The following is a 26,148-nucleotide window of genomic DNA, read 5'->3' as shown; positions in this document are numbered from 1 at the left end:
TGCAAAACTTTTGCCATGGGGGCCATCTGACATGGACCGTCTGACACGCATTTTGGCCGCACTGACCCGCTGGGGTCTGGGCCTGTGCGCGTTGGTTTTGGTATTGATGGCGCTCTACGTCAGCCTTGGCCGGGAACTGACGCCGCTGGTCGCCGAGTACCGTACCGATATCGAAACCAAAGCCAGCGATGCCTTGGGCATGCCGCTGCAAATCGGTGAGCTGGAAGGCAACTGGAGTGGATTCGCCCCCGTATTGATGGCGCACGACGTGACCGTCGGCGAGGGCGCCAATGCCCTGCACCTGGATCAGGTGCGCGCGGTGCCGGACCTTTGGGCCAGTCTGCTGGCGCGTGAGGTACGCATCGCTCATCTGGAGCTCAGTGGCCTGAAGATCAGCGTCAAGGAAGGCGACGACGGTCAGTGGGCGCTGGAAGGTTTGCCGGTGCAACAGGATCAGCGGACCGATCCGGAACAATTGCTCAATCGCATGCAGATGATCCAGCAACTGTCGGTACTCGACAGCCAGGTGACCTTGCAGCCGTTTGCACAGTCGCCGTTGACCCTGACCTATGTCGGCCTGAATCTGAAAACCGGTGCGTCGCGGCAGCGGCTCGACGCCCGCCTGACCCTGCCCGACGGCCAGCCCGTGGCCATGAGCCTGCGTACCCGCATTCGAGCCAGCCAATGGCAGGACGGTGAAGCCGAGTTCTACCTGAGCCTGCCGCAAAGCGACTGGTCGAAGTGGCTGCCCGAGCGCGTCAGCCAGCAATGGAATTTCTCCGAGATCAAGGCCGGCGGCGAGCTGTGGCTGACCTGGGGCAAAGGCCTCTTGCAAAGCGCCGCAGTGCGCTTGAATGCGCCACAACTCAAGGGCGCCTACGCCGAGCGCAAGCCGATCCACATCAACAACCTGGCACTCAATGGATACTTCGAGCGCAGTGCCGAAGGCATGCGGGTGACCCTGGACTCCCTGGCAATGAACCTGGGCGACGTTCGCTGGGAAACGCATTTGCAGCTCAAGCAAAGCGCCGCCACCGACAAGACCGAAGAGCTCTGGCATCTACAGGCCGACCGCGTCGACCTGACCCCGCTTACGCCGCTGCTCAATGCCCTGGCGCCGTTTCCGCAAGGCTTTGCCACCGTTGTCGAGCGGCTCAAGGTGAAGGGCGGACTGCGCAATGTATTGATCGACGTGCGACCCAATGCCACCGACGACAGCAAGTTCAGCTTTGCCGCCAACCTCGACCAGGTGGGCTTCGATGCCTATCACGGTGCGCCGGCGGCGCGAAATGTCAGCGGCAGCATCAGCGGTGACCTGGGGCACGGCGAACTGCGTATGGACAGCAAGGACTTCATGCTGCACCTGGACCCGATTTTCGCCAAGCCATGGCAATACATTCAGGCCAACGCGCGGCTGACCTGGAAACTCGATAAAGAAGGCTTCACCCTGATTGCGCCGTATCTGAAGGTGCTGGGCGAAGAGGGCAAGATTGCCGGCGATTTCCTGATTCGCCTGCATTTCGATCACACCCAGGAAGACTATATGGACCTGCGGGTGGGCATGGTGGACGGCGACGGTCGCTACACCGCCAAGTACTTGCCGACGGTCCTCGGCCCGGCGCTGGACGAATGGCTGCGCACGGCGATTCTCAAGGGCGCGGTGGACCAGGGCTTCTTCCAGTATCAAGGGTCGCTCAACCACGGTGCTGCAGACGTCGATCGCAGCATCAGCCTGTACTTCAAGGTTCACGATGCCGAACTGGCCTTCCAGCCGGGCTGGCCCCATGTCAGCAAGGTCAGCGGCGATGTGTTTGTCGAAGACAGTGGCGTGCGGATCCTGGCCAGCAAAGGCCAGTTGCTCGACACCCAGGTCAGCGATGTTTACGTCAACATTCCTCATGTGCCTGCCGGGCAGAACGTTCATTTGTTCCTCGATGGCGGATTTGCCGGTGGTTTGGGCGATGGCCTGAAAATCCTTCAGGAAGCGCCGATCGGCACCGGGGCGACCTTTGCCGGCTGGGAAGGCGAGGGTGATCTGACAGGCAAGTTGAAGCTGGATATTCCGCTGGCAAAAGGCGAGGAACCGAAGATCCTCGTCGATTTCAAGACCGCCAAGGCACGCTTGAAACTGGCCGAACCTGTGCTGGAACTGACCCAGCTCAAAGGTGACTTCCGTTTCGACAGCGCCAAAGGTCTGAGCGGGCAGAACATCAGCGCCCGGGCATTCGACAAGCCGGTCACCGCACAGATTTTTGCCGATGGCAGCCCGGGTAAGCTCAATACCAGGGTGATCGCGTCGGGCCAGGTCGAGGTCAAGAAACTGACCGACTGGCTGAAGGTGACCCAGCCTCTGCCGGTAAGTGGCGTGATCCCTTATCAACTGCAACTGAGCCTGAATGGCGCCGACAGCCAGTTGCTGGTCAACTCCAACCTCAAGGGCGTGGCGGTCGATTTGCCTGCGCCCTTCGGCATGGCCGCCGATGCCGGGCGCGACACGACGTTTCGCATGACGTTGCAGGGCGACGAGCGGCGCTATTGGGTCAACTACGGGGATCTGGCGAGTTTCACGTTTGCGGCCCCGGCCAGCAATTTCGCCGAGGGACGCGGGGACTTGTTCCTCGGTGGCGGCGAGGCTGTGTTGCCGGGCACCAAAGGCCTGCGGGTACGGGGCGTGTTGTCGGAGCTGGACGTAGGCCCGTGGAAGGATCTGGTGGATAAATACGCCGGGCAGGACCCCGGTGGCAGCGCCAAGCAATTGCTCAGCGGTGCGGATTTCAAGGTGGGCAAGCTCAGCGGTATCGGCACCACGCTTGATCAGGCCTCGATCCAGCTGGCGCGCAAACCCTCCGCCTGGGCGCTGCAACTCGACAGCCAGCAGATCAAGGGCAGCGCCAACCTGCCCGATTCTAAGGCCACGCCAGTCGCGATCAATCTGCAAACCGTGCGCTTGCCGGCACCGGACCCGACCGTACTGGCCGATGAGAACTCGCCGGATCCGCTGGCGTCGGTGGACCCGACGAAAATCCCCGCGATGGACATCACGATCAATCAGCTATTCCAGGGCCAGGATCTGGTCGGTACCTGGTCGCTGAAGGTTCGCCCGACGGCCAGGGGCATCGTGTTCAACTCGCTGGATCTGGGACTCAAGGGCATGCTGCTGGTGGGCAGCGGTGGCTGGGAAGGCGTACCCGGTGCCAGCAACAGCTGGTACAAAGGCCGCATCAGCGGCAAGAACCTCGCCGATGTGCTCAAGGGCTGGGGGTTTGCGCCGAGCGTCACCAGCCGGGACTTTTATATGGATGTCGATGGCCGCTGGCCCGGTTCGCCGGCCTGGGTGGCGACCAAGCGTTTCTCCGGCTCGCTCGATGCGACACTCAATCAGGGCCAGTTCGTCGAAGTCGAAGGCAGTGCCCAGGCCCTTCGGGTATTTGGTTTGCTCAACTTCAACTCCATCGGCCGGCGCCTGCGCCTGGACTTCTCCGACCTGTTCGGCAAAGGCCTGAGTTATGACCGGGTCAAGGGGCTGCTGGTCGGGACGAATGGTGTGTATGTCACCCGTCAGCCGATCCAGCTGACTGGCCCGTCGAGCACCATCGAACTCGACGGCACGCTGAACATGGTGGCCGATCAGATCGATGCGAAACTGATGGTGACCCTGCCGGTGACCAATAACCTGCCGATTGCCGCGCTGATCGTCGGCGCACCGGCGGTCGGCGGGGCGTTGTTCCTGATCGACAAGCTGATCGGTGACCGGGTCTCCCGTTTCGCCAGTGTGAAGTACAGTGTCAAAGGGCCGTGGAAAGAACCGAAAATCACCTTCGACAAGGCTTTTTGAAAAACCATCCTTCGGGCCTGTGGAGTAGCATGGCCATTGCGGCTCGCCCCCCTGTAGGAGCGAGCTTGCTCCGGGCGGCGTTCCGACGATGAGTTTGAATGCGACGCGTTATTTCAGACAACCTGCGTCATCGTTCACCTCCATCGCGAGCAAGCTCGCTCCTACAGGGGCTGTGTTGATTTCAATAAGGAAAAGGCCATGTCTGTAGCGGTGATTCAAATGGTCAGCCAGAGCGATGTGCTGGCCAATCTGGTCCAGGCCCGTCGACTGCTCGAACAAGCGGCCGCCGGCGGCGCGAAACTCGCGGTATTGCCGGAAAATTTCGCCGCCATGGGCCGGCGCGACGTTGCCGACATCGGGCGCGCCGAAGCCCTGGGCGAAGGCCCGATCCTGCCCTGGTTGAAACAGACCGCACGCGACCTCAAGTTATGGATAGTGGCCGGCACGTTGCCGTTGCCGCCGGTGGATCAGCCGACGGCGAAGGCGCATGCCTGTTCGTTGCTGGTCGATGACCAGGGCGAAACGGTGGCGCGCTACGACAAGCTGCACCTGTTCGATGTGGATGTGGCGGACAATCGTGGCCGTTACCGTGAATCCGATGACTATGCTTATGGCAGTGGAGTAGTCGTGGCGGACACACCGGTCGGTCGGGTCGGCCTGACGGTTTGCTATGACCTGCGCTTTCCCGAACTGTACAGCGAACTGCGCGCTGCCGGCGCGGAACTGATTACCGCTCCCTCGGCCTTCACGGCGGTGACCGGCGCGGCGCATTGGGATGTGCTGATTCGTGCGCGGGCCATCGAGACCCAATGTTATGTGCTCGCGGCTGCCCAGGGCGGCACGCATCCGGGGCCGCGGGAAACCTTCGGGCATGCCGCCATCGTCGACCCGTGGGGGCGCGTGCTGGCACAACAGGATCAAGGCGAGGCCGTGCTGCTGGCCGAACGCGACAGCAGCGAACAGGCGTCCATCCGGGCGCGGATGCCGGTGTCCAGTCACCGGCGCTTTTTCTCGCAGGGCGCCCAGCGACCTGCATCAGAAACATGAATTTAAGGCGTAAAGCATATGAGCGAGTTGTTGTCCTCAGTCAGTGAACACCTGCTGGCGCCCGGTGGCGTCACGATCGAGAGCCTGCAAGGCGTGCTTGGCGATCTGGCCGGTCCGGGCATCGATGCCGCCGACCTGTATTTCCAGGGGCAGATCTCCGAGTCCTGGGCGCTGGAAGACGGCATCGTCAAGGAAGGCAGCTTCAACCTTGACCAGGGTGTCGGCGTGCGTGCGCAATCGGGTGAAAAAACCGGTTTTGCCTACAGCAATGCCATCACCCTTGAAGCCCTGGGCGCGGCGGCGCGTGCCGCCCGTTCGATTTCCCGGGCCGGGCAGCACGGTACGGTGCAGGCATTCACCAGCCAGGATGTCGCGCAGTTGTATGCGCCGGACAACCCCCTGGAAGTGCTGAGCCGTGCCGAAAAGGTCGATTTGCTCAAGCGCGTCGACGCTGCGACCCGTGCACTTGACCCACGCATCCAGCAGGTCACCGTGAGCATGGCCGGTGTCTGGGAACGGATTCTGGTGGCGTCCACCGACGGCGGCCTGGCGGCGGATGTACGTCCGCTGGTGCGCTTCAACGTCAGCGTGATCGTCGAGCAGAACGGTCGCCGCGAGCGCGGCGGTCATGGCGGTGGCGGCCGGACCGATTACCGCTATTTCCTCGGCGAAGACCGCGCCATGGGCTACGCCCGTGAAGCGTTGCGTCAGGCGCTGGTCAACCTTGAAGCCATTCCGGCTCCTGCCGGTACCTTGCCGGTGGTACTCGGCTCCGGCTGGTCGGGCGTGCTGCTGCACGAAGCCGTCGGTCATGGTCTGGAAGGTGACTTCAACCGCAAGGGCAGTTCGGCTTATAGCGGGCGTATGGGCGAGATGGTTGCCTCCAAGCTGTGCACCATCGTCGATGACGGCACCCTGGCCGGTCGCCGTGGCTCCTTGAGCGTCGATGACGAAGGCACGCCGACCGAGTGCACCACGCTGATCGAAAACGGCGTACTCAAGGGCTACATGCAGGACAAGCTCAACGCCCGCCTGATGGGGGTGGCCCGCACCGGTAATGGTCGTCGCGAATCCTATGCGCACCTGCCGATGCCGCGCATGACCAACACCTACATGCTCGCCGGCGAAAGCGATCCGCAGGAAATCATCGCCTCGGTGAAACGCGGCATCTATTGCGCCAACCTCGGCGGCGGTCAGGTGGACATCACCAGCGGCAAGTTCGTGTTCTCCACCAGTGAGGCGTACCTGATCGAGGACGGCAAGATCACCGCTCCGGTCAAGGGCGCGACCCTGATCGGCAACGGGCCGGAAGCCATGAGCAAAGTGTCGATGGTGGGTAATGACCTGTCGCTGGACAGCGGCGTGGGCACATGTGGCAAGGATGGGCAGTCGGTGCCGGTGGGTGTCGGCCAGCCAACGCTGAAGATTGATGCGATCACCGTGGGTGGCACGGGCGCGTAAGACGTGAAGCTTCGGGTGAGTCGTCTGGCGACTCACCCGATCAGAGATTCAGCGCAGTCCGCGTTGAGTCTCGTCCAGCTCACGGATGTACTTGAAGATTTTACGGCTGGAAGCAGGAGGCTTGTTTTGCGCAACCTCATGCTGGGCCTGACGGATCAGGGAGCGCAGTTGCTGGCGATCCGCGTCGGGATACTCGACGACGAATTTTTCCAGTACGGCGTCGTCACCGGCAATCAGACGATCGCGCCAGCGTTCCAGGTTATGGAAGCGTTCGTTGTATTGACGGGTGGAGGCATCGAGTTGATCGAGCAGAACCAGAATCGCGTCAGTGTCCTGATCGCGCATCAGTTTGCCGATGAACTGAAGGTGCCGTTTACGCGCGATGTTCGCGGTGTGCTTGGGTGCATCAGCCAGGGCCCGGCGCAATCCGTCGGTCAATGGCAGTTTGTTGAGCAAGTCAGGCTTGAGCGTTGTAAGGCGCTCGCCGAGGTCAACCAGAGCATGCAGCTCGCGTTTGACCTGGGATTTGCTTTTTTCTCCCGTATCGAGGGAGTCGTCGTAAGAATCAACCATGGTGGCAGTCCGCAAAGAAACGCCGCCATGATAACCAGTCGGGGGCCGCTTGTCCGGCCCGGTCGCTCGATGACCGTTACCGAAAGCAGAATTTGAGTGGAGAACAGCATGAGTGCAGTTGAAAGCGTCGGCCCACAAGCATTGCCGGCACTGCAGGAACAGGTCGAGCAGATCATCGCTGAAGCCAGGCGCCAGGGGGCCAGCGCCTGTGAAGTGGCCGTCTCCCTGGAGCAGGGCCTTTCGACGTCGGTGCGCCAGCGTGAAGTCGAAACGGTCGAATTCAACCGCGATCAGGGTTTTGGCATCACCCTGTACGTAGGCCAGCGCAAGGGCTCGGCCAGCACGTCGGCCAGCGGTCCGGAAGCGATTCGCGAAACGGTGGCCGCTGCTCTGGCTATCGCCAAGCACACCTCGGAAGACGAAGCCTCGGGCCTGGCGGATGCCGCGTTGATGGCGCGGGATCTTCAGGATTTCGACCTGTTTCACCAGTGGGACATCACGCCGGAGCAAGCCATCGAGCAGGCCCTGGCCTGCGAAGCCGCGGCGTTTGCCGCCGACAGCCGGATCAAGAACGCCGACGGTACCACCCTCAGCACCCATCAGGGCTGCCGCGTTTATGGCAACAGTCACGGGTTTATTGGTGGTTATGCGTCGACTCGCCACAGCCTCAGCTGCGTGATGATTGCCGAAGCGGACGGCCAGATGCAGCGTGATTACTGGTACGACGTGAACCGTCAGGGTAACTTGCTGGCCGATCCGGTAAGCATCGGCCAGCGTGCCGCGCAACGGGCGGCGAGCCGTCTGGGCGCGCGTCCGGTGCCGACCTGCGAGGTGCCGGTGCTGTTTTCCGCAGAGTTGGCGGGTGGCCTGTTCGGCAGCTTCCTGTCGGCGATTTCCGGCGGCAGCCTGTATCGCAAATCGTCGTTCCTTGAAGGCACGCTGGGGCAGAAGCTGTTTCCAGAGTGGCTGACCATCGACGAGCGCCCACACTTGATGCGTGCCATGGGCAGCGCGGCGTTCGATGGAGATGGTCTGGCAACCTATGCCAAACCGTTCGTCGAAAAAGGCGAGTTGGTGTCGTACATCCTCGGCACCTACTCCGGCCGCAAGCTCGGCATGCCGAGCACCGCCAATGCCGGCGGCGTGCACAACCTGTTCGTCACCCATGGCGATGAAGACCAGGCGGCCTTGCTGCGGCGCATGGGGCGCGGGCTGTTGGTGACTGAGCTGATGGGGCAGGGCCTGAACATGGTGACCGGTGACTATTCCCGCGGCGCGGCGGGTTACTGGGTCGAGAACGGCGAAATCCAGTTCGCGGTCCAGGAAGTGACCATCGCCGGCAACATGCGCGACATGTTCAAACAGATCGTGGCCGTGGGTAATGATCTTGAGTTGCGTAGCAACATTCGTACAGGTTCGGTGTTGATCGAGCGGATGACGGTGGCGGGCAGCTAAGCCAGGGCCACGGCACAAAAAAAGGCGCGCCACCCATCGGGTGGCGCGCCTTTTTATTGGCCGTCTGGTGCATTGCATTGACGGAATTTGGGGCCGCTTCGCGCCCCGGCGGGAGCAAGCTCCCTCGCCACAAAATCAACAGGAAAGGAGGGTGTAGTTGTTACTCGCCTTCGTCGAAGAAATTGTTGATCAACGCCACCAGCGCATCCAGGGCTTCCTGTTCCTGCTCGCCTTCTGTGCTCAAGTGGATCGTGGTGCCTTTGCCGGCGGCCAGCATCATCATCGCCATGATGCTTTTGCCATCGACCATGGACTCTGGTGTGCGACCGGCCCGGATCTGGCACGGGAACTGACCCGCGACCCCAACGAATTTTGCAGAAGCGCGGGCGTGCAGGCCCAGTTTATTGATGATTTCGATTTCCAGAGCAGGCATCGCGATGTGAATCCTTTAGCTGAGGTCGCGGTGGCGAACCTGGACGTTCTTCAGGGTTTTTTGCAGCACCTGCCCCAGACGCTCGGTCAGGTAGACGGAGCGGTGATGTCCGCCAGTGCAGCCAATGGCAATGGTGACGTAGGCGCGGTTGCTGGCGGCAAAACGAGGCAGCCACTTTAGCAGGTATGTGGAAATGTCCTGGAACATCTCTTCGACATCCGGCTGTGCCGCCAGGTATTCGGCAACCGGTTGATCGAGCCCGGACTGCTCGCGCAGTTCCGGTTTCCAGTAAGGGTTGGGCAGGCAGCGCACATCGAACACCAGGTCGGCGTCCACCGGCATGCCGCGCTTGAACCCGAAGGATTCCACCAGGAACGCAGTACCGGGTTCCGGCTGGTTCAACAGGCGCAGCTTGATGGTGTCGCGCAGTTGATAGAGGTTCAGGCTGGTGGTGTTGATCTTGAGATCGGCGAGGTCGGCGATCGGCCCGAGCAGGACGCTTTCGACGTTGATGGCTTCGGCCAGCGAGCGGTTGGCGTTGCTCAGGGGGTGACGCCGGCGGGTTTCCGAGAAGCGCTTGAGCAGGGTTTCTTCGTCGGCATCCAGGTACAGGACATCGCACTGGATGTGGCGGCTGCGGACTTCTTCGAGCAGCTCGGGGAAGCGTGACAGGTGGCTGGGCAGGTTGCGGGCATCAATGGAAACGGCCACCAGCGGCTGCATCAGCTCGGTATGAATTAACGCTCGTTCGGCCAGTTCCGGCAGCAGGCCGGCAGGCAGATTGTCGATGCAGTAGTAGCCGTTGTCCTCAAGAACATTGAGGGCGGTACTTTTACCCGAGCCGGAACGGCCACTGACGATGATCAAGCGCATGATTACTGACCGTTTTGCTCGTCCAGGACAACCTGATACAGGGCTTCGTTGCTTGCGGCATGGCGCAGTTTTTCGCGAACGTCCTTGCGGTCGAGCATGCTGGCGATCTGTCGCAGCAGCTCAAGGTGCGCATCGGTAGCGGCTTCCGGAACCAGCAGAACGAACAGCAGGTCAACCGGCGCGCCGTCGATGGCGTCGAAATCGATTGGGGCGTCCAGGTGCATCAAGGCACTGATGGGCGATACACAACCCTTGAGACGGCAGTGTGGAATAGCGATGCCGTTGCCAAAACCGGTGGAGCCGAGTTTTTCACGGGCAATCAGCGCCTCGAAGACATCTTGCATCTCCAGAGCCGGCACTTCGCGGGCGATCAGATTGGCAATTTGTTCGAGGGCTTTCTTTTTACTGCCGCCCGGCACGTTCACGAGGGAACGGCCGGGGGTCAGGATACTTTCAAGTCGGATCATGGGTTGGGAGTGTTAACGACCGGTTGCGCCCTGAAGGAGGCTCTGGGTCTTTTCCTTATGCTTTTTGAGTTGTTTATCCAGCTTGTCGGTGAGTGCATCGATCGCAGCGTACATATCGGTATGTTCCGCATTGGCGACCACTTCATTCCCGGGAATATGCAGCGTGGCTTCGATTTTCTGCTTCAGCTTTTCGACGGTCATCGTGACCTGCACGTTAGTGATCTTGTCGAAATGTCGCTCCAATCGTTCGAGTTTTTCGCCGATGTAGGTGCGAAGAGGTTCGGTCACTTCCAGTTGGTGTCCACTGATGTTGACTTGCATACAGCTTCTCCTTCGTTGCCAGTGCATAAAGCGGTAGATCAGATGATCTACCACTGGAACGCTGTGGCGTGGCTCTACATCAACCGCTTGCGTTCGCTCGAAGGCGCGATCCCGAGGGATTCGCGGTACTTGGCGACGGTGCGGCGAGCCACCTGAATGCCTTGTGCCTCCAGTAAACCAGCGATCTTGCTGTCACTCAACGGCTTTTTCTGATTTTCCGCGGCAACCAGTTTTTTGATGATCGCCCGGATCGCCGTGGACGAGCATTCGCCGCCTTCGGAGGTGCTTACGTGACTGGAGAAAAAGTATTTCAGTTCATAAATGCCCCGGGGGGTGTGCATGAACTTCTGGGTGGTCACCCGTGAAATCGTCGACTCATGCATGCCGACCGCTTCGGCGATGTCATGCAGGACCAGCGGCTTCATGGCCTCGTCGCCATATTCGAGGAACCCGCGCTGATGCTCCACGATCTGGGTGGCAACCTTCATCAGGGTTTCATTGCGGCTCTGCAGGCTCTTGATGAACCAGCGGGCCTCCTGCAACTGATTGCGCATGAACGTGTTGTCGGCGCTGGTATCGGCGCGGCGCACAAAACCGGCGTACTGGGCGTTGACCCGCAGCCGTGGCACCGACTCCTGATTCAGCTCCACCAGCCAGCGCTCGTTGTCCTTGCGTACGATAACGTCAGGAACGACGTACTCGGCTTCGGTGGACTCGATCTGCGAGCCCGGGCGCGGGTTGAGGCTCTGGACCAGTTCTATGACCTGGCGCAGCTCATCTTCCTTGAGCTTCATGCGGCGCATCAACTGGCTGTAGTCGCGGCTGCCGAGCAGGTCGATGTAATCGGTGACAAGGCGCTTGGCTTCGGCCAGCCAAGGGGTCTTGGCGGGCAACTGACGCAATTGCAGCAGCAGGCATTCGCCCAGGTTGCGTGCGCCGATGCCGGCCGGCTCGAATTGCTGGATGCGGTGCAGGACGGCTTCGATTTCGTCCAGTTCGATGTCCAGTTCCGGATCGAAGGCTTCGAGGATTTCCTCGAGGGTTTCGTCCAGATAGCCCTGATTGTTGATGCAGTCGATCAGGGTCACGGCGATCAGGCGATCGGTGTCGGACATCGGAGCCAGGTTCAGCTGCCACAGCAAGTGGCTTTGCAGGCTTTCACCGGCCGAGGTGCGGGTGGTGAAGTCCCACTCGTCATCGTCATTGCTGGGCAGGCTGCTGGCGCTGGTCTGGTAAACGTCTTCCCACGCGGTGTCGACGGGGAGTTCGTTGGGGATGCGCTCGTTCCAGTCACCCTCTTCGAGGTTATCAACCGTCGGGGCGCTTTCCTGGTAGGAGGGTTCCTGGATATCGGTGTTGGGCTTTTGTTCGGCGTTGTCGGCCAAGGGGTCGGAATTGTCGAAGTCGTCGCCTTCTTCCTGGCGTTCGAGCATCGGATTGGACTCCAGGGCCTCCTGGATTTCCTGTTGCAGGTCCAGGGTCGACAATTGGAGCAGGCGGATGGCCTGTTGCAGCTGAGGTGTCATCGTCAGCTGCTGGCCCATTCTCAAGACTAGCGATGGTTTCATGGCAGGGGCTTAACACCTTATTCGCCGGCGCACATGCGCCATCCACTACAGGGCGCCGGGGCGCCAAACATAAGCAAATTATATGCCTGAAACTGAAGGATTTGCCTAGAGCGCTGTAACAATAAAAAACTATAAATTTGTGTTGCGCTGCTGCCCTTGTTGGGAACTGAACACGCGGGGTCGCAGGAGGCGCCGATGAATCGCGAGACCGGTGCCCGGGCAGTTGCCTGGGCACACCTCAGCGTTTACAGGCGGAACTCATGGCCCAGGTACACTTCCTTCACCAGATTGTTGGCCAGGATGGTCTCTGCATCACCTTCGGCGATCAGTTGACCGTCATTGACGATATAGGCGGTTTCACAGATGTCCAGGGTTTCACGAACGTTGTGGTCCGTGATCAGCACGCCAATGCCTTTGGCCTTGAGGTGGTAAATGATCTGTTTGATGTCGCCGACTGAAATCGGGTCCACGCCGGCAAACGGTTCATCGAGGAGGATGAACTTCGGGTTGGTGGCCAGGGCGCGGGCGATTTCCACGCGGCGGCGCTCACCACCGGACAGGCTCATGCCGAGGTTGTCGCGGATGTGGCTGATGTGGAATTCCTGCAGCAGGCTTTCCAGCTCCTTGCGACGACCGGCCTTGTCGAGCTCCTTGCGGGTCTCGAGGATGGCCATGATGTTGTCGGCCACCGACAGTTTGCGGAAGATCGATGCTTCTTGCGGCAAATAGCCGATACCGGCTTTTGCACGGCCGTGCATCGGCTGGTGGCTGACGTCCAGGTCATCGATCAGGACGCGGCCCTGGTCGGCTTGCACCAGGCCGACGATCATGTAGAAGCAGGTGGTCTTGCCGGCGCCGTTCGGGCCAAGCAGGCCGACGATCTGACCGCTGTCGATGGACAGGCTGACATCACGCACGACCTGGCGGCTCTTGTAGCTCTTGGCCAGATGCTGAGCTTTCAGAGTTGCCATTACTGGGCCTTTTTCTCGTCGGTTTTCTTCTTCGGCTGGATCACCATGTCGATGCGCGGACGCGCCTCGGTGACCTTGCTGCCGGTGGCGCGCCCGGCGCTGGCCAGCTTCTTCTCGGTGTCGTAGACGATTTTCTCGCCCTGGGTGACGTTGTTGTCCTTGTCGACAACCTTGGCCTTGTCGATCAACACGACGCGATTTTGCGTGGCGTGATACTGGATAGTCACGCCCCAGCCCTGAACAGGCTTGGTATCGCCAGCCGTCTGCAATTGCTCGAAGTACGCCAGGTTGCCCACCGAGGTCACTACGTCAATGTCGCCAGTCGGGGTGCGGGTGATGGTAACGGTGTTGCCTGTCACCTTCATCGAGCCTTGGGTGATGATCACGTCACCCTTGTAGGTAGCAATACCTTGTTTGTCGTCCAGTTGGGCATCGTCGGCCTGAATGCGGATAGGCTGCTGTTGGTCTTCCGGCAGAGCCCAGGCGCTCACGCTTCCCAGTGCTGCGCCCAGACTGAGCAAAATCGGGAGGGTTTTAACGAGCCTCATACTGTCCTCTTACGTTCGATAGCAGGTGTATCCTGCTTTCTTTCAAATACGCTTTCATTCCCTTGCCAGTCGATACACCGCCAGCGCCGTCGATTCTAACGTCTTGCTCGGTCTGCGCATATTGCTGCTGCGGGAACACGGTCATGCGGGTGCTGGTGATCAGGGTCTTGCGGTTTTTCTCGTCGAAGCGCGTGATGCGCACGTCATCGATCAGCTCGACCTGCGTGCCATCAGGGTTGACCTCGCCGCGCAGGCTCTGGACGTGCCACGGGAACTCGGTGCCGCGGAACACGTTCAGGTCGGGGTTGGTCAACAGTGTCACCTCGGTCGCCTTCAGGTGCTCGACCTTGTCGGACACCAGATCATATTGCAGCTTGCCGTCCGGCAGGTACTGCACGCTGTGGGCGTTGATGGCGTAATAGTCGATCGCGCTTTCATCGACCGGCGTTACCGGCTTGTCGAGGAAGCGTTCCGGGCTGATGTTCCAGTAGCCAACCGCGGCGAATATCGCCGCGATGCAACTGTACAGCAGGGTGTTGCGAAACTTTTTGCTCAGCATGTCGGGCTCACAGGTACGCCGCATTGGCCGCATCGAGGCGGTCCTGGGCGCGCAGGATCAATTCGCAGAACTCGCGAGCGGCACCTTCGCCGCCACGGGCGAGGGTGATGCCGTGAGCATGTTCGCGCACGAAGCTGGCGGCATTGGCCACCGCCATGCCCAGGCCTACGCGGCGAATCACCGGCAGGTCCGGCAGGTCGTCGCCGAGGTAGGCCACCTGCTCATAGCTCAAATTCAGTTGGGCCAGCAGCTCGTCGAGTACCACCAGTTTGTCCTCGCGGCCCTGATACAGGTGCGGGATGCCGAGGTTTTTGGCCCGCCGCTCGACCACCGGGGTCTTGCGGCCACTGATGATCGCAGTCTGCACGCCAGCGGCCATCAGCATCTTGATGCCCTGGCCGTCGAGCGTGTTGAACGTCTTGAATTCGCTGCCGTCTTCGAGGAAGTACAGGCGTCCATCGGTCAGCACGCCGTCGACATCGAACACCGCCAGTTTGATCTGTTTGCCGCGTTGCAGCAGGTCCGCACTCATTACATTACTCCTGCACGCAGCAAGTCGTGCATGTTCAAGGCGCCGACCGGGCGGTCTTCGCTGTCGACCACGACCAGCGCGCTGATTTTATGATCTTCCATGATTTTCAGTGCTTCGGCGGCCAGCATTTCGGCGCGGGCGGTCTTGCCATGGGCCGTCATGACCTGGTCGATGACAACGCTGTGGATGTCGATGCTGCGGTCCAGTGTGCGGCGCAAGTCACCATCGGTGAAGATTCCGGCCAACTTGCCGTCGGCCTCGAGGATGACGGTCATGCCCAGGCCCTTGCGGGTCATTTCCATCAAGGCGTCCTTGAGCAGGGTGCCGCGCTGGACCTGCGGCAGTTCCTGGCCGGCGTGCATGACATTTTCCACTTTCAGCAGCAGGCGTCGGCCCAGGGCGCCGCCGGGATGGGAAAAGGCGAAGTCTTCGGCGGTGAAACCACGGGCTTCCAGCAGCGCGACCGCCAGGGCGTCACCCATGACCAGGGCGGCGGTGGTCGACGAGGTGGGTGCCAGGTTCAACGGGCAGGCTTCGTGTTCGACGTGAACATTCAGGTTGACCTCGGCGGCCTTGGCCAGCGGCGAATCGGGGTTGCCGGTCATGCTGATCAACTGTATGCCCAGGCGCTTGATCAGTGGCAGCAGGGTGACGATTTCATTGGTGGAGCCGGAATTCGAGAGCGCCAGAATGATGTCGTCGCGGGTAATCATGCCCATGTCACCATGGCTGGCTTCCGCCGGGTGCACAAAAAATGCCGTGGTGCCGGTGCTGGCCAGGGTTGCGGCGATCTTGTTGCCGACGTGCCCCGACTTGCCCATGCCAACCACGACCACGCGGCCTTTGCTGGCCAGAATCATCTCGCAAGCGCGTACGAAATCTGCGTCGATATGGGGTAGCAAGCCTTGTACGGCTTCTACTTCGAGGCGGATGGTGCGTTGTGCTGATTGAATCAGGTCGCTGGATTGGCTCATGTCAGAAATCGTATAGCCTGATGAAAAGGCGGCGATTATAGCGGTTATGATCGAATCCCTCACGCAAGTTCGTCGTGCATTGTTATTTTCAGTCACCGGAAAGCTTCTAAATGGGGCTTTCACCCTGTCATGCAGTTGAACATGACCCGGCTTTGGCCTTGGGCGCGCAGCCTTTGCAGTGATATAGTTCGCCGCCAGTTCGGCCTGCCCGGGAGGTATGTGCTTTTGTCAGAAAGCCAGGCGTCCGAGTGAGAGGCTGCATCGCAAGGAGTTTAGATGAGTGCCGATAACGCCTACGCGGTCGAGCTGAAGGGACTGTCCTTCAAGCGCGGTGCGCGCAGCATTTTCAACAATGTCGATATCCGTATCCCGCGCGGCAAGGTCACCGGCATCATGGGGCCTTCCGGGTGTGGCAAGACCACGCTTCTGCGTCTGATGGGCGCCCAACTGCGCCCCACCAAGGGCGAAGTCTGGGTCAACGGTCAGAACCTGCCGAAACTGTCGCGCAGTGACCTGTTCGATGCGCGCAAGCATATGGGCGTGCTGTTTCAGAGCGGCGCGCTGTTTACCGACCTCGATGTCTTCGAGAATGTCGCGTTTCCGCTGCGGGTTCACACTCAACTGCCAGAAGAAATGATCCGCGACATCGTCCTGCTCAAATTGCAGGCCGTCGGTTTGCGCGGTGCCATCGACCTGATGCCCGACGAGCTTTCCGGCGGCATGAAGCGCCGAGTTGCGCTGGCCCGGGCAATTGCGCTCGATCCACAGATCCTCATGTACGACGAGCCCTTTGTCGGCCAGGATCCCATCGCCATGGGCGTTCTGGTGCGTCTGATTCGTTTGCTCAACGATGCGCTGGGCATCACCAGCATCGTGGTTTCCCACGACCTGGCCGAGACCGCGAGCATTGCCGATTACATTTATGTGGTGGGCGATGGTCAGGTGTTGGGGCAGGGGACCCCGGACGAATTGATGAACTCGGATGAACCGCGCATTCGTCAGTTCATGACCGGCGAACCCGATGGCCCGGTTCCGTACCACTTTCCAGCGACGGATTACCGCGCAGATATTCTGGGGAAGCGCTGATGCGCAGAATTTCATTGATGGAACGCGTTCGCCGCTTCGGCCAGGCCGGCATCGATGTGCTGGCGGTGTTCGGGCGTTCGGCCTTGTTCCTGTTTCATGCCTTGCTTGGTCGCGGTGGTATCGGTGGCGGCTTCGGGCTGCTGGTCAAGCAGCTGCATTCGGTGGGCGTGATGTCCCTGGTGATCATCGTGGTCTCCGGGGTGTTCATCGGCATGGTGCTGGCGCTGCAGGGCTTCAACATCCTTTCCAGCTACGGTTCGGAGCAGGCTGTCGGGCAGATGGTTGCGCTGACGCTGCTGCGGGAACTGGGGCCGGTGGTGACCGCCTTGCTGTTCGCCGGGCGCGCCGGTTCGGCGTTGACCGCGGAAATCGGCAACATGAAGTCCACCGAGCAGTTGTCCAGCCTGGAAATGATCGGGGTTGACCCGCTCAAGTACATCATCGCGCCACGTTTGTGGGCCGGCTTCATTTCCCTGCCGGTGCTGGCGATGATTTTCAGCGTGGTGGGCATCTGGGGCGGCTCGTGGGTCGCTGTCGACTGGCTGGGGGTCTATGAAGGTTCCTACTGGTCGAACATGCAGAACAGCGTGACGTTCACTGAGGATGTGCTCAACGGGATCATCAAAAGCATCGTCTTTGCCTTTGTCGTGACCTGGATCGCCGTATTCCAAGGCTATGACTGCGAACCCACTTCCGAGGGGATCAGTCGTGCCACTACCAAGACCGTTGTCTATGCCTCGTTGGCAGTGCTCGGCCTGGACTTTATTCTGACCGCCTTGATGTTTGGAGATTTCTGATGCAAAACCGCACCCTGGAAATCGGTGTCGGCCTTTTCTTGCTGGCTGGCATCCTGGCTTTGCTCTTGTTGGCGTTGCGGGTCAGTGGGCTGTCCCCGACTCCGAGCACCGACACCTATAAACTTTACGCCTACTTCGACAATATCGCCGGTTTGACTGTCAGAGCAAAGGTGACCATGGCCGGTGTGACCATCGGCAAGGTCACGGCCATCGATCTGGATCGCGACAGCTTTACCGGTCGGGTGACCATGCAGCTGGAAAAACGCATCGATAATCTGCCGGCGGACTCCACTGCATCTATCCTGACCGCAGGACTGTTGGGCGAGAAGTACATTGGTATCAGCGTGGGCGGGGAAGACACCTTGCTCAAGGATGGTGGAACCATCCATGACACGCAGTCATCGCTGGTGCTCGAGGACCTGATCGGTAAATTCCTGCTCAATACCGTTAGCAAAGAAGCTAAATGAGGAACTGTTAAATGATCTCTACCTTGCGACGTGGCCTGTTGGTAATGCTCGCGGTGTTTCCGTTGGTGTCCCACGCCGTAGCGGCGCCTTCGGCGCACGATCTGGTGCAGGACACAACCAACCGTATGCTCGCGGACCTGGCGGCAAACAAAGAGAAGTACAAGCAGGATCCGCAAGACTTTTATACGGCGCTGAACACCATCGTCGGGCCGGTCGTGGATGCCGAGGGTATTTCCAAGAGCATCATGACGGTCAAGTACTCGCGCAAAGCTACGCCTGCGCAGATGAAGACCTTCGAAGAAAACTTCAAGCGGGGCCTGTTCCAGTTCTATGGCAATGCCTTGCTGGAGTACAACAACCAGGGCATCACCGTTGAACCGGCCAAAGACGAGTCGGGCGACCGTACCAGCGTTGGCATGACTGTCAAAGGCAGCAGCGGCGCGATCTATCCGGTGTCCTACACGCTGGAAAAGATCAACGGCGAGTGGAAACTGCGTAACGTCATCATCAATGGCATCAATATCGGCAAGCTGTTCCGCGATCAGTTCGCCGATGCGATGCAGCGCAATGGCAACGACCTGGACAAGACCATCAATGGTTGGGCCGGGGAAGTCGCCAAGGCCAAGGAAGCCACCGACAAGAAGCCAGAGCAGTCAGCCCAATGAGTGAGTCGGCAGTCCAGATGGACGAAGCGGGTGAGCTGCGACTCAGTGGCGTGCTGGATTACCGCACCGGCCCTGGCCTGCGTGAGCAGGGCAAGGTGCTGATCAAGGCCAGCAAGGCTGCGGCGCTGGTGGTCGATTGTTCGGCGGTGACCAAGTCCAGCAGTGTCGGTTTGTCATTGCTGCTGTGCTTCATCCGCGATGCCCAGGCGGCCGGCAAGGCGTTGAGCATCCGTGGAATGCCGGAAGACATGCGTGAAATCGCTCAGGTCAGCGAGCTGACCGAGCTGTTGGCGCATCCCTAACCCGCATCTATAAAGAAGCCCCCCGTCAGAGTCCTGCTTCGCGGGGTTCGCAGGCGCGGGGCTTTTTTGTATGATGTCCGACCCGCGCGCACAGGGCGCCGATTGAGGTTGAGCATGCAGGCCGTAGAAGTGAAGAGCTTCCTTGAAGGAAAGCTGCCAAACACGAAGGTGGAAGTTGAAGGCGAAGGCTGCAATTTCCAGCTGAACGTGATTAGCGATGAACTGGCGGCGTTGAGCCCGGTGAAGCGTCAGCAGCAGGTCTATGCCCATTTGAACCCATGGATCACCGATGGCAGCATCCATGCGGTCACAATGAAATTTTTCAGCAGCGCGGCCTGGGCCGAGCGCACCTGAGCCCAAGGGCGTCGAGATTCTTATGGATAAATTGATTATTACTGGCGGTGCTCGTCTTGACGGCGAAATCCGCATCTCCGGGGCAAAGAACTCTGCCCTGCCGATCCTGGCTGCCACGCTGCTCTGCGATGGTCCGGTGACCGTTGCCAACCTGCCGCACCTGCACGACATCACCACCATGATCGAACTGTTCGGTCGCATGGGGATCGAGCCGGTGATCGACGAAAAACTCGCCGTCGAAATCGACCCGCGCACCATCAAGACCTTGGTCGCACCGTACGAACTGGTTAAAACCATGCGTGCGTCGATCCTGGTGCTGGGCCCGATGGTTGCCCGTTTCGGCGAAGCCGAAGTCGCGCTGCCTGGCGGTTGCGCCATCGGTTCGCGTCCGGTTGACCTGCACATCCGTGGCCTGGAAGCCATGGGCGCGGTCATCGACGTCGAAGGCGGCTACATCAAGGCCAAGGCGCCTGAGGGCGGCTTGCGCGGTGCGCACTTCTTCTTCGACACCGTCAGCGTGACCGGTACCGAAAACATCATGATGGCTGCCGCGCTGGCCAAGGGCCGTAGCGTTCTGGCCAACGCCGCGCGCGAACCTGAAGTGGTCGACCTGGCGAACTTCCTCAACGCCATGGGCGCCAAGGTTTCCGGCGCCGGCACCGACACCATCACCATCGATGGCGTCGAGCGTCTGCACACCACCACTTACAAAGTGATGCCGGACCGTATCGAAACGGGCACCTATCTGGTGGCGGCGGCTGTGACCGGTGGTCGTGTGAAGGTCAAGGACACGGATCCGACCATCCTCGAAGCCGTTCTGGAAAAACTCCGGGAGTCCGGTGCCGAAATCACCTGCGGCGAAGACTGGATCGAGCTGAACATGCACGGCAAGCGTCCGAAAGCCGTCAACGTGCGGACCGCTCCGTACCCAGCGTTCCCGACCGACATGCAGGCGCAGTTCATCTCCCTCAACGCCATTGCCGAAGGCACGGGTGCTGTGATCGAGACGATCTTCGAAAACCGCTTCATGCACGTCTACGAGCTGCACCGCATGGGCGCCAAGATCCAGGTCGAGGGCAACACCGCGATCGTCACCGGGACCGAGAAGCTCAAGGGCGCGCCAGTGATGGCGACCGACCTGCGTGCTTCGGCCAGCCTGGTCATCTCGGCCCTGATCGCCGAGGGCGACACCCTGATCGACCGCATCTACCACATAGATCGTGGCTACGAGTGCATCGAAGAAAAACTGCAGATGCTGGGCGCCAAGATCCGTCGCGTACCGGGCTAGTACTGCTGCATGGGCATAAGGACATGCCCGTTGATTTGTTGAAGTCGAGCCGTTTTCGGCTCGATGTGTGTCCGGCGCCATTTGCGACCGGGCATGAGTACCTTGATAAGGACTGACGTTTCCCATGTTGACCATCGCACTGTCCAAGGGCCGCATCCTTGACGATACCTTGCCGCTTCTGGCTGAAGCGGGCATCGTGCCGACCGAGAATCCGGACAAGAGCCGCAAGCTGATCATCCCCACGACCCAGGACGATGTCCGTCTGCTGATCGTGCGTGCCACCGATGTGCCGACCTATGTCGAACATGGTGCTGCCGACCTCGGCGTCGCCGGTAAAGATGTGCTGATGGAATACGGCGGCCAGGGCCTGTACGAGCCGCTGGACCTGCAAATTGCCCAGTGCAAGCTGATGACCGCCGGTAAAGTCGGTGCTGTCGAGCCCAAGGGCCGTCTGCGCATCGCCACCAAGTTCGTCAATGTTGCCAAGCGCTACTACGCCGAACAGGGTCGTCAGGTCGATATCATCAAGCTCTACGGTTCGATGGAGCTGGCGCCGCTGATCGGTCTGGCGGACAAGATCATCGACGTGGTCGACACCGGTAACACGCTACGGGCCAACGGCCTGGAGCCACAGGATTTCATCGCGGCCATCAGCTCCCGCCTGATCGTCAACAAGGCTTCGATGAAAATGCAGCACGCCCGTATCCAGGCGTTGATCGACACCCTGCGCAAGGCAGTGGAGTCTCGACACCGCGGCTGATTCACCTGCGCGACCGCAAGGCGCGCCGTCTATCCGCCTCATAGCCAGAATTCTCAGGTGCCCAAGCGGATCGAATGTTAGCTTCGGGCGCCTGAGTTTTTTGCCATTCCTATGAGGCTCTCGCTATGACCGCACTGACTGCAATTCGCCGACTCAACGCTGCTGACCCGGATTTCGCGCATCATCTGGATCATCTGCTGAGCTGGGAAAGTGTGTCTGACGACTCGGTCAATCAGCGGGTGCTGGACATCATCAAGGCCGTGCGCGAGCGCGGTGACGCGGCGCTGGTGGACTTCACCCGTCAGTTCGACGGCCTGGACGTGAAGTCCATGGCCGACCTGATCCTGCCGCGCGAGCGTCTGGAGTTGGCACTGACCCGCATCTCCGTGGCCCAGCGCGAAGCACTGGAAGTCGCCGCAGCCCGCGTGCGCAGCTACCACGAGAAGCAGAAGCAGGACTCCTGGAGTTACACCGAGGCGGACGGCACCGTACTGGGCCAGAAAGTCACGCCGCTGGATCGTGCCGGTCTGTACGTGCCGGGCGGCAAGGCGTCGTACCCGTCGTCGGTGCTGATGAACGCGATTCCGGCCAAGGTTGCCGGCGTGACTGAAGTGGTCATGGTCGTGCCGACCCCGCGCGGTGAAATCAACGAGCTTGTGCTGGCTGCGGCCTGCATCGCCGGTGTCGACCGCGTGTTCACCATCGGCGGTGCCCAGGCCGTTGCGGCGCTGGCTTACGGCACCGAAAGCGTGCCGAGGGTCGACAAGGTCGTCGGCCCGGGCAACATCTATGTGGCTACCGCCAAGCGCCACGTGTTTGGCCAGGTCGGCATCGACATGATCGCCGGCCCTTCGGAAATCCTCGTGGTGTGCGACGGCCAGACCGATCCGGACTGGATTGCCATGGACCTGTTCTCCCAGGCCGAGCACGACGAAGACGCCCAGGCCATTCTGGTCAGCCCCGATGCCGGGTTCCTCGACAAGGTCGCCGCCAGCATCGCCAAATTGATGCCGACCATGGAGCGTGCCGCAATCATTGAAACCTCGATCAATGGCCGTGGTGCACTGATCAAGGTTCGCGACATGGAACAGGCCATCGAAGTGGCCAACCGCATCGCGCCGGAGCACCTCGAGTTGTCCGTTGCCGACCCGCAGGCCTGGCTGCCGCAGATCCGTCACGCCGGTGCGATCTTCATGGGCCGTCACACCTCCGAAGCCTTGGGCGACTACTGCGCAGGCCCGAACCACGTGTTGCCGACCTCCGGCACCGCGCGTTTCTCCTCGCCGCTGGGTGTGTACGACTTCCAGAAACGCTCGTCGATCATCTTCTGCTCCGAGCAGGGTGCATCGGAACTGGGCAAGACCGCATCCGTGCTGGCCCGTGGCGAGTCGCTGACCGCGCACGCGCGTAGCGCCGAATACCGCATCGTTGACGACAAGCAGGGGAACTGAACATGAGTAAATTCTGGAGCCCGTTCGTCAAGAATCTGGTGCCTTACGTGCCGGGCGAGCAGCCGAAACTGGCAAAGCTGGTAAAGCTCAACACCAACGAAAACCCGTACGGTCCATCGCCCAAGGCCTTGGCCGCGATGCAGACCGAACTGAACGACAACCTGCGCCTGTACCCGGACCCGAACAGCGACCTGCTGAAGAGCGCCGTCGCCAGGTACTACGGCGTGCAAGGCAATCAGGTGTTCCTCGGCAACGGTTCCGACGAAGTCCTGGCGCACATCTTCCACGGTTTGCTGCAGCACGATCAGCCGCTGCTGTTCCCGGACATCAGCTACAGCTTCTATCCGGTCTACTGCGGACTGTATGGCATCAACTTCGACGCGGTGCCGCTGGACGAGCAATTCCAGATCAATCCGGCGGACTACGCCAGGCCGAACGGCGGGATCATCTTCCCCAACCCGAACGCACCGACCGGCTGCCTGCTGGCGCTGGACGCGGTGGAGCAGATTCTCAAGGCCAGCCCGGATTCGGTGGTCGTGGTGGACGAGGCTTACATCGATTTCGGCGGCGAGACGGCAATCACTCTGGTCGATCGTTATCCCAACCTGCTGGTGACCCAGACCCTGTCCAAGTCCCGCTCCCTGGCCGGTCTGCGGGTTGGCCTGGCGGTGGGGCATCCGGACCTGATCGAAGCGCTGGAGCGGATCAAGAACAGCTTCAACTCCTATCCGCTGGATCGCATGGCGAATGTCGGCGCCGCTGCCGCGTTCGAGGATCGTGAGTATTTCGACAAGACCTGCCGGTTGGTGATCGAGAATCGCGAGAAGGTCGTCGGGCAATTGCAGGCCAAGGGATTTGAAGTGCTGCCGTCAGCGGCGAACTTCATTTTCGCCCGTCACCCCCGGCACGATGCGGCGGGGTTGGCGGCGAAGTTGCGTGAGCAGGGCGTGATCGTCCGGCACTTCAAGCAGGAGCGGATTGCCCAGTTCCTGCGGATCTCCATCGGCACGCCAGAGCAGAACCAGGCACTGATCGACGGTCTGGGCGACCTCTAAGCCACCGCCAACCCTGTGGGAGCGGGCTTGCTCGCGAAAGCGGTGTGTCAGTTAACTTCTGCGTCGACTGACACACCGCTTTCGCGAGCAAGCCCGCTCCCACATTGGTTTTGGAGGGCGCTTACTCTTCTTCTTTCTCTTTGACCGGTGCCGGCGGCGGACGCAAACCGATTTCCGCGGTCAGCTTGAGTTCCTTGCCGTTGCGCATCACCTGGATCGCGACCTTGTCGGTCGGCTTGATCCGCGCCACCTGATTCATCGAGCGCCGCCCATCACCGGCCGGTTCGCCATCGATGGCAAGAATCACGTCACCCAGTTGCAGGCCGGCCTTCTGTGCCGGACCATCGCGGAAAATCCCCGCCACGACAATGCCCGGACGCCCGGACAAGCCGAACGATTCGGCCAATTCCTGGGTCAGCGGCTGCACTTCGATACCCAGCCAGCCACGAATCACCTGGCCGTGCTCGATGATCGACTTCATCACTTCCATTGCCAGTTTTACCGGGATCGCGAAGCCGATTCCCTGGGAGCCGCCGGACTTGGAGAAGATCGCCGTGTTGATGCCGGTCAGGTTGCCAATGGCGTCCACCAGTGCACCGCCCGAGTTGCCGGGGTTGATCGCGGCATCGGTCTGGATGAAGTCTTCGTAGTTGTTCAGGCCCAGTTGATTGCGCCCGGTGGCACTGATGATGCCCATGGTCACGGTCTGGCCGACGCCGAACGGGTTACCGATGGCCAGCGCCACGTCGCCGATGCGGATGTTGTCGGAGCGCCCGACGGTGATCGACGGCAGGTTTTTCAGGTCGATTTTCAGCACCGCGAGGTCAGTCTCCGGGTCGCTGCCGATCACCCGGGCCAGGGTTTCCCGGCCGTCCTTGAGCGCCACGACGATCTGGTCGGCGCCGCTGGTCACGTGGTTGTTGGTCAGGATGTAGCCTTCCGGGCTCATGATCACGCCGGAACCGAGGCTCGATTCCATGCGTTTCTGCTTGGGCGAGTTATCGCCGAAGAAACGGCGGAACTGCGGATCTTCGAACAACGGATGATTGGGTTTGTTGATGACTTTGGTGGTGTACAGGTTCACCACCGACGGCGCTGCGGTGGTGACCGCGTCGGCATAAGACACCGGGCCCTGTTGCATGCTGGTGGTTTGCGGCGCTTGCTGCAGATTGACGTCGAGGCTCGGGAGCCCGACCCACTGCGGGTAACGCTGGATTATCAAAAGAGCGACAAGCACGCCGGCCAACAGCGGCCAGCCGGAAAAACGCAGCGCCTTGAGCATTAAGCAGTTCCTGAGAGAGTTGCAGGCGGTATGAGACCGCTCATAATGACGCGCATTATACGAGGCCGCACGCGCCTCTGAACGGGATATTTAGGAGTCTTTCATGGCCGTCGCCCTGAGCACCCTGGTCGAAGAAGCCGACCGTTACCTCAACAGCGCCAAAATCGCCGATTACTGCCCCAATGGCTTGCAAGTCGAAGGCCGTCCGCAAGTGATGCGCATTGTCAGTGGCGTCACTGCCAGCCAGGCGTTGCTCGACGCCGCCGTGCAGGCCAATGCCGATCTGGTACTGGTGCACCACGGCTACTTCTGGAAGGGTGAAAACCCGTGTATCACCGGCATGAAGCAGCGCCGTTTGAAGACCTTGCTCAAGCACGATATCAGCCTCCTGGCCTATCACCTGCCGCTGGATCTGCACCCGGACGTCGGCAATAACGTGCAGCTTGCGCGGCAGCTCGACATTACCGTCGAAGGTCCGCTGGACCCGGATAACCTGAAGGTTGTCGGCCTGGTCGGTTCGCTGAACGAGCCGATGCTGCCCCGGGATTTCGCTCGCCGCGTACAGGAAGTCATGGGCCGTGAGCCGCTGTTGATCGAAGGCAGCGCCATGATCCGCCGCGTCGGCTGGTGCACCGGTGGCGGCCAGGGATACATCGATCAGGCCATTTCGGCCGGCGTCGACCTGTACCTCAGCGGCGAAGCTTCCGAGCAGACCTTCCACAGTGCACGGGAAAACGACATCAGCTTCATCGCCGCCGGTCACCATGCCACCGAGCGCTACGGCGTTCAGGCGCTGGGGGATTATCTGGCGCGGCGCTTTGCGCTGGAGCACATCTTCATCGATTGCCCAAACCCGATCTGAATCCGGGATCCCCTGTAGGAGCGAGCTTGCTCGCGATGGTCGTCAACGATAACGCTGGAAGCCTGACACCCCGCGGTGGTCTCAGGTTCATCGCGAGCAAGCTCGCTCCTACAGGGGGGGGGCGATGTGCCCAAACAGCGGGGCATATTCATATGCTCTTTC

At 60.7% G+C, this 26,148-nt stretch carries 27 protein-coding genes; 15 read left to right on the top strand and 12 right to left on the bottom strand.

Going from position 1 to position 26,148, the window contains the following annotated elements:
* The first annotated feature begins 31 nt into the window (after positions 1-31).
* The 3 genes from AB7M25_RS26000 (at position 32) to tldD (ending at position 6,343) form a co-directional block, all read left to right on the top strand.
* Positions 32-3,835 carry a YhdP family protein gene (locus tag AB7M25_RS26000; RefSeq protein ID WP_429560310.1) on the top strand — a complete coding sequence of 1,268 codons (3,804 nt, stop codon included), beginning with the start codon at positions 32-34 and terminating at the stop codon, positions 3,833-3,835.
* Positions 3,836-4,033: 198 nt separating this feature from the next.
* Positions 4,034-4,882: a carbon-nitrogen hydrolase family protein gene (locus AB7M25_RS25995; protein WP_429560309.1), complete on the top strand. Its 849-nt coding sequence runs from the start codon at positions 4,034-4,036 to the stop codon at positions 4,880-4,882.
* Between the two features lie 18 nt (positions 4,883-4,900).
* Positions 4,901-6,343, top strand: coding sequence for a metalloprotease TldD (tldD, locus tag AB7M25_RS25990; protein WP_429384180.1), 1,443 nt, complete (start codon positions 4,901-4,903; stop codon positions 6,341-6,343).
* 48 nt (positions 6,344-6,391) lie between these two features.
* On the opposite strand, the gene yjgA is transcribed toward tldD, so the two are convergent.
* Positions 6,392-6,916, bottom strand: coding sequence for a ribosome biogenesis factor YjgA (gene yjgA / locus AB7M25_RS25985; RefSeq protein ID WP_007970253.1), 525 nt, complete (start codon positions 6,914-6,916; stop codon positions 6,392-6,394).
* A gap of 108 nt (positions 6,917-7,024) precedes the next feature.
* Here yjgA and pmbA point away from each other — a divergent pair, with 108 nt between their 5' ends.
* Positions 7,025-8,371, top strand: a complete 1,347-nt coding sequence (pmbA, locus tag AB7M25_RS25980) for a metalloprotease PmbA (RefSeq protein ID WP_429384177.1) — start codon at positions 7,025-7,027, stop codon at positions 8,369-8,371.
* Positions 8,372-8,531: 160 nt separating this feature from the next.
* On the opposite strand, the gene AB7M25_RS25975 is transcribed toward pmbA, so the two are convergent.
* The 10 genes from AB7M25_RS25975 to AB7M25_RS25930 all read right to left on the bottom strand — a co-directional run bounded on the left by AB7M25_RS25975 (position 8,532) and on the right by AB7M25_RS25930 (position 15,617).
* On the bottom strand, positions 8,532-8,804 hold the full coding sequence (locus AB7M25_RS25975; RefSeq protein ID WP_007970256.1) for an HPr family phosphocarrier protein: 273 nt from the start codon (positions 8,802-8,804) through the stop codon (positions 8,532-8,534).
* 15 nt (positions 8,805-8,819) lie between these two features.
* Entirely contained in the window at positions 8,820-9,677 is an 858-nt protein-coding gene (gene rapZ, locus AB7M25_RS25970) for an RNase adapter RapZ (RefSeq protein ID WP_429384173.1), read from the bottom strand.
* 2 nt (positions 9,678-9,679) lie between these two features.
* Complete coding sequence (ptsN, locus tag AB7M25_RS25965) at positions 9,680-10,144, bottom strand: PTS IIA-like nitrogen regulatory protein PtsN (RefSeq protein ID WP_007986694.1); 465 nt, start codon at positions 10,142-10,144, stop codon at positions 9,680-9,682.
* A gap of 12 nt (positions 10,145-10,156) precedes the next feature.
* Entirely contained in the window at positions 10,157-10,465 is a 309-nt protein-coding gene (gene hpf / locus AB7M25_RS25960) for a ribosome hibernation-promoting factor, HPF/YfiA family (protein WP_007941242.1), read from the bottom strand.
* A gap of 74 nt (positions 10,466-10,539) precedes the next feature.
* On the bottom strand, positions 10,540-12,033 hold the full coding sequence (locus AB7M25_RS25955; RefSeq protein ID WP_095944267.1) for an RNA polymerase factor sigma-54: 1,494 nt from the start codon (positions 12,031-12,033) through the stop codon (positions 10,540-10,542).
* Positions 12,034-12,278: 245 nt separating this feature from the next.
* The gene (gene lptB / locus AB7M25_RS25950) at positions 12,279-13,004 is read right to left on the bottom strand and encodes an LPS export ABC transporter ATP-binding protein (protein WP_046040048.1); all 726 of its coding nucleotides are present in this window, start codon (positions 13,002-13,004) and stop codon (positions 12,279-12,281) included.
* Positions 13,004-13,552, bottom strand: a complete 549-nt coding sequence (gene lptA, locus AB7M25_RS25945; RefSeq protein ID WP_429384167.1) for a lipopolysaccharide transport periplasmic protein LptA — start codon at positions 13,550-13,552, stop codon at positions 13,004-13,006. The genes lptB and lptA overlap by 1 nt, the downstream gene beginning before the upstream one ends.
* A complete protein-coding gene (lptC, locus tag AB7M25_RS25940; RefSeq protein WP_104450947.1) occupies positions 13,539-14,111 on the bottom strand; it encodes an LPS export ABC transporter periplasmic protein LptC in 573 nt (190 codons plus the stop codon). The genes lptA and lptC overlap by 14 nt, the downstream gene beginning before the upstream one ends.
* A gap of 7 nt (positions 14,112-14,118) precedes the next feature.
* Complete coding sequence (locus AB7M25_RS25935) at positions 14,119-14,643, bottom strand: KdsC family phosphatase (protein ID WP_008018712.1); 525 nt, start codon at positions 14,641-14,643, stop codon at positions 14,119-14,121.
* Positions 14,643-15,617: a KpsF/GutQ family sugar-phosphate isomerase gene (locus AB7M25_RS25930; RefSeq protein ID WP_429384162.1), complete on the bottom strand. Its 975-nt coding sequence runs from the start codon at positions 15,615-15,617 to the stop codon at positions 14,643-14,645. Before AB7M25_RS25930 ends, AB7M25_RS25935 begins: the two co-directional genes overlap by 1 nt.
* Before the next feature lie 276 nt (positions 15,618-15,893).
* On the opposite strand from AB7M25_RS25930, the gene AB7M25_RS25925 reads away from it, so the two are divergent.
* The 10 genes from AB7M25_RS25925 (at position 15,894) to hisC (ending at position 23,842) form a co-directional block, all read left to right on the top strand.
* Entirely contained in the window at positions 15,894-16,703 is an 810-nt protein-coding gene (locus tag AB7M25_RS25925) for an ATP-binding cassette domain-containing protein (RefSeq protein ID WP_104450949.1), read from the top strand.
* Entirely contained in the window at positions 16,703-17,500 is a 798-nt protein-coding gene (gene mlaE / locus AB7M25_RS25920) for a lipid asymmetry maintenance ABC transporter permease subunit MlaE (protein ID WP_007970268.1), read from the top strand. Before AB7M25_RS25925 ends, mlaE begins: the two co-directional genes overlap by 1 nt.
* A complete protein-coding gene (gene mlaD / locus AB7M25_RS25915; protein ID WP_007970271.1) occupies positions 17,500-17,967 on the top strand; it encodes an outer membrane lipid asymmetry maintenance protein MlaD in 468 nt (155 codons plus the stop codon). The genes mlaE and mlaD overlap by 1 nt, the downstream gene beginning before the upstream one ends.
* A gap of 11 nt (positions 17,968-17,978) precedes the next feature.
* Entirely contained in the window at positions 17,979-18,632 is a 654-nt protein-coding gene (locus tag AB7M25_RS25910; protein WP_104450950.1) for an MlaC/ttg2D family ABC transporter substrate-binding protein, read from the top strand.
* Positions 18,629-18,934, top strand: coding sequence for an STAS domain-containing protein (locus AB7M25_RS25905; RefSeq protein WP_454238158.1), 306 nt, complete (start codon positions 18,629-18,631; stop codon positions 18,932-18,934). The genes AB7M25_RS25910 and AB7M25_RS25905 overlap by 4 nt, the downstream gene beginning before the upstream one ends.
* Before the next feature lie 114 nt (positions 18,935-19,048).
* Positions 19,049-19,288, top strand: a complete 240-nt coding sequence (locus AB7M25_RS25900; RefSeq protein WP_007901566.1) for a BolA family protein — start codon at positions 19,049-19,051, stop codon at positions 19,286-19,288.
* A gap of 22 nt (positions 19,289-19,310) precedes the next feature.
* Positions 19,311-20,576, top strand: coding sequence for a UDP-N-acetylglucosamine 1-carboxyvinyltransferase (gene murA / locus AB7M25_RS25895; RefSeq protein ID WP_102702535.1), 1,266 nt, complete (start codon positions 19,311-19,313; stop codon positions 20,574-20,576).
* Between the two features lie 124 nt (positions 20,577-20,700).
* Entirely contained in the window at positions 20,701-21,336 is a 636-nt protein-coding gene (hisG, locus tag AB7M25_RS25890) for an ATP phosphoribosyltransferase (RefSeq protein WP_007970278.1), read from the top strand.
* Between the two features lie 125 nt (positions 21,337-21,461).
* Positions 21,462-22,787 (top strand): histidinol dehydrogenase, encoded by a 1,326-nt coding sequence (hisD, locus tag AB7M25_RS25885; RefSeq protein ID WP_454238157.1) that lies wholly within the window; start codon positions 21,462-21,464, stop codon positions 22,785-22,787.
* 2 nt (positions 22,788-22,789) lie between these two features.
* The gene (gene hisC, locus AB7M25_RS25880) at positions 22,790-23,842 is read left to right on the top strand and encodes a histidinol-phosphate transaminase (RefSeq protein ID WP_429384156.1); all 1,053 of its coding nucleotides are present in this window, start codon (positions 22,790-22,792) and stop codon (positions 23,840-23,842) included.
* Positions 23,843-23,963: 121 nt separating this feature from the next.
* Here hisC and algW read toward each other — a convergent pair whose 3' ends face one another.
* Positions 23,964-25,124, bottom strand: coding sequence for a Do family serine endopeptidase AlgW (gene algW, locus AB7M25_RS25875; protein WP_103394174.1), 1,161 nt, complete (start codon positions 25,122-25,124; stop codon positions 23,964-23,966).
* Between the two features lie 103 nt (positions 25,125-25,227).
* Here algW and AB7M25_RS25870 point away from each other — a divergent pair, with 103 nt between their 5' ends.
* Positions 25,228-25,986 carry a Nif3-like dinuclear metal center hexameric protein gene (locus tag AB7M25_RS25870; protein ID WP_429384153.1) on the top strand — a complete coding sequence of 253 codons (759 nt, stop codon included), beginning with the start codon at positions 25,228-25,230 and terminating at the stop codon, positions 25,984-25,986.
* The last annotated feature ends 162 nt before the right edge of the window (positions 25,987-26,148 follow it).

The organism is Pseudomonas sp. AP3_22 TE3818 (assembly GCF_053628995.1).
Note: the sequence above shows the minus strand (reverse complement) of the source record. Positions and strands in the feature narration are given on the sequence as shown.

What these genes read in the sequence shown, in the direction of transcription:
- AB7M25_RS25905 (WP_454238158.1), top strand. Translation starts at nt 18,629, where the DNA reads ATGAGTGAGTCGGCAGTCCAGATGGACGAAGCGGGTGAGCTGCGACTC.
- mlaE (WP_007970268.1), top strand. Translation starts at nt 16,703, where the DNA reads ATGCGCAGAATTTCATTGATGGAACGCGTTCGCCGCTTCGGCCAGGCC.
- AB7M25_RS25995 (WP_429560309.1), top strand. Translation starts at nt 4,034, where the DNA reads ATGTCTGTAGCGGTGATTCAAATGGTCAGCCAGAGCGATGTGCTGGCC.
- hisC (WP_429384156.1), top strand. Translation starts at nt 22,790, where the DNA reads ATGAGTAAATTCTGGAGCCCGTTCGTCAAGAATCTGGTGCCTTACGTG.
- AB7M25_RS25925 (WP_104450949.1), top strand. Translation starts at nt 15,894, where the DNA reads ATGAGTGCCGATAACGCCTACGCGGTCGAGCTGAAGGGACTGTCCTTC.
- AB7M25_RS25935 (WP_008018712.1), bottom strand. Translation starts at nt 14,643, where the DNA reads ATGAGTGCGGACCTGCTGCAACGCGGCAAACAGATCAAACTGGCGGTG.
- hisD (WP_454238157.1), top strand. Translation starts at nt 21,462, where the DNA reads ATGACCGCACTGACTGCAATTCGCCGACTCAACGCTGCTGACCCGGAT.
- murA (WP_102702535.1), top strand. Translation starts at nt 19,311, where the DNA reads ATGGATAAATTGATTATTACTGGCGGTGCTCGTCTTGACGGCGAAATC.
- AB7M25_RS25870 (WP_429384153.1), top strand. Translation starts at nt 25,228, where the DNA reads ATGGCCGTCGCCCTGAGCACCCTGGTCGAAGAAGCCGACCGTTACCTC.
- AB7M25_RS26000 (WP_429560310.1), top strand. Translation starts at nt 32, where the DNA reads ATGGACCGTCTGACACGCATTTTGGCCGCACTGACCCGCTGGGGTCTG.
- AB7M25_RS25930 (WP_429384162.1), bottom strand. Translation starts at nt 15,617, where the DNA reads ATGAGCCAATCCAGCGACCTGATTCAATCAGCACAACGCACCATCCGC.
- lptB (WP_046040048.1), bottom strand. Translation starts at nt 13,004, where the DNA reads ATGGCAACTCTGAAAGCTCAGCATCTGGCCAAGAGCTACAAGAGCCGC.
- rapZ (WP_429384173.1), bottom strand. Translation starts at nt 9,677, where the DNA reads ATGCGCTTGATCATCGTCAGTGGCCGTTCCGGCTCGGGTAAAAGTACC.
- yjgA (WP_007970253.1), bottom strand. Translation starts at nt 6,916, where the DNA reads ATGGTTGATTCTTACGACGACTCCCTCGATACGGGAGAAAAAAGCAAA.
- lptC (WP_104450947.1), bottom strand. Translation starts at nt 14,111, where the DNA reads ATGCTGAGCAAAAAGTTTCGCAACACCCTGCTGTACAGTTGCATCGCG.
- AB7M25_RS25910 (WP_104450950.1), top strand. Translation starts at nt 17,979, where the DNA reads ATGATCTCTACCTTGCGACGTGGCCTGTTGGTAATGCTCGCGGTGTTT.
- mlaD (WP_007970271.1), top strand. Translation starts at nt 17,500, where the DNA reads ATGCAAAACCGCACCCTGGAAATCGGTGTCGGCCTTTTCTTGCTGGCT.
- algW (WP_103394174.1), bottom strand. Translation starts at nt 25,124, where the DNA reads ATGCTCAAGGCGCTGCGTTTTTCCGGCTGGCCGCTGTTGGCCGGCGTG.
- AB7M25_RS25955 (WP_095944267.1), bottom strand. Translation starts at nt 12,033, where the DNA reads ATGAAACCATCGCTAGTCTTGAGAATGGGCCAGCAGCTGACGATGACA.
- tldD (WP_429384180.1), top strand. Translation starts at nt 4,901, where the DNA reads ATGAGCGAGTTGTTGTCCTCAGTCAGTGAACACCTGCTGGCGCCCGGT.
- hpf (WP_007941242.1), bottom strand. Translation starts at nt 10,465, where the DNA reads ATGCAAGTCAACATCAGTGGACACCAACTGGAAGTGACCGAACCTCTT.
- lptA (WP_429384167.1), bottom strand. Translation starts at nt 13,552, where the DNA reads ATGAGGCTCGTTAAAACCCTCCCGATTTTGCTCAGTCTGGGCGCAGCA.
- AB7M25_RS25975 (WP_007970256.1), bottom strand. Translation starts at nt 8,804, where the DNA reads ATGCCTGCTCTGGAAATCGAAATCATCAATAAACTGGGCCTGCACGCC.
- AB7M25_RS25900 (WP_007901566.1), top strand. Translation starts at nt 19,049, where the DNA reads ATGCAGGCCGTAGAAGTGAAGAGCTTCCTTGAAGGAAAGCTGCCAAAC.
- hisG (WP_007970278.1), top strand. Translation starts at nt 20,701, where the DNA reads ATGTTGACCATCGCACTGTCCAAGGGCCGCATCCTTGACGATACCTTG.
- ptsN (WP_007986694.1), bottom strand. Translation starts at nt 10,144, where the DNA reads ATGATCCGACTTGAAAGTATCCTGACCCCCGGCCGTTCCCTCGTGAAC.
- pmbA (WP_429384177.1), top strand. Translation starts at nt 7,025, where the DNA reads ATGAGTGCAGTTGAAAGCGTCGGCCCACAAGCATTGCCGGCACTGCAG.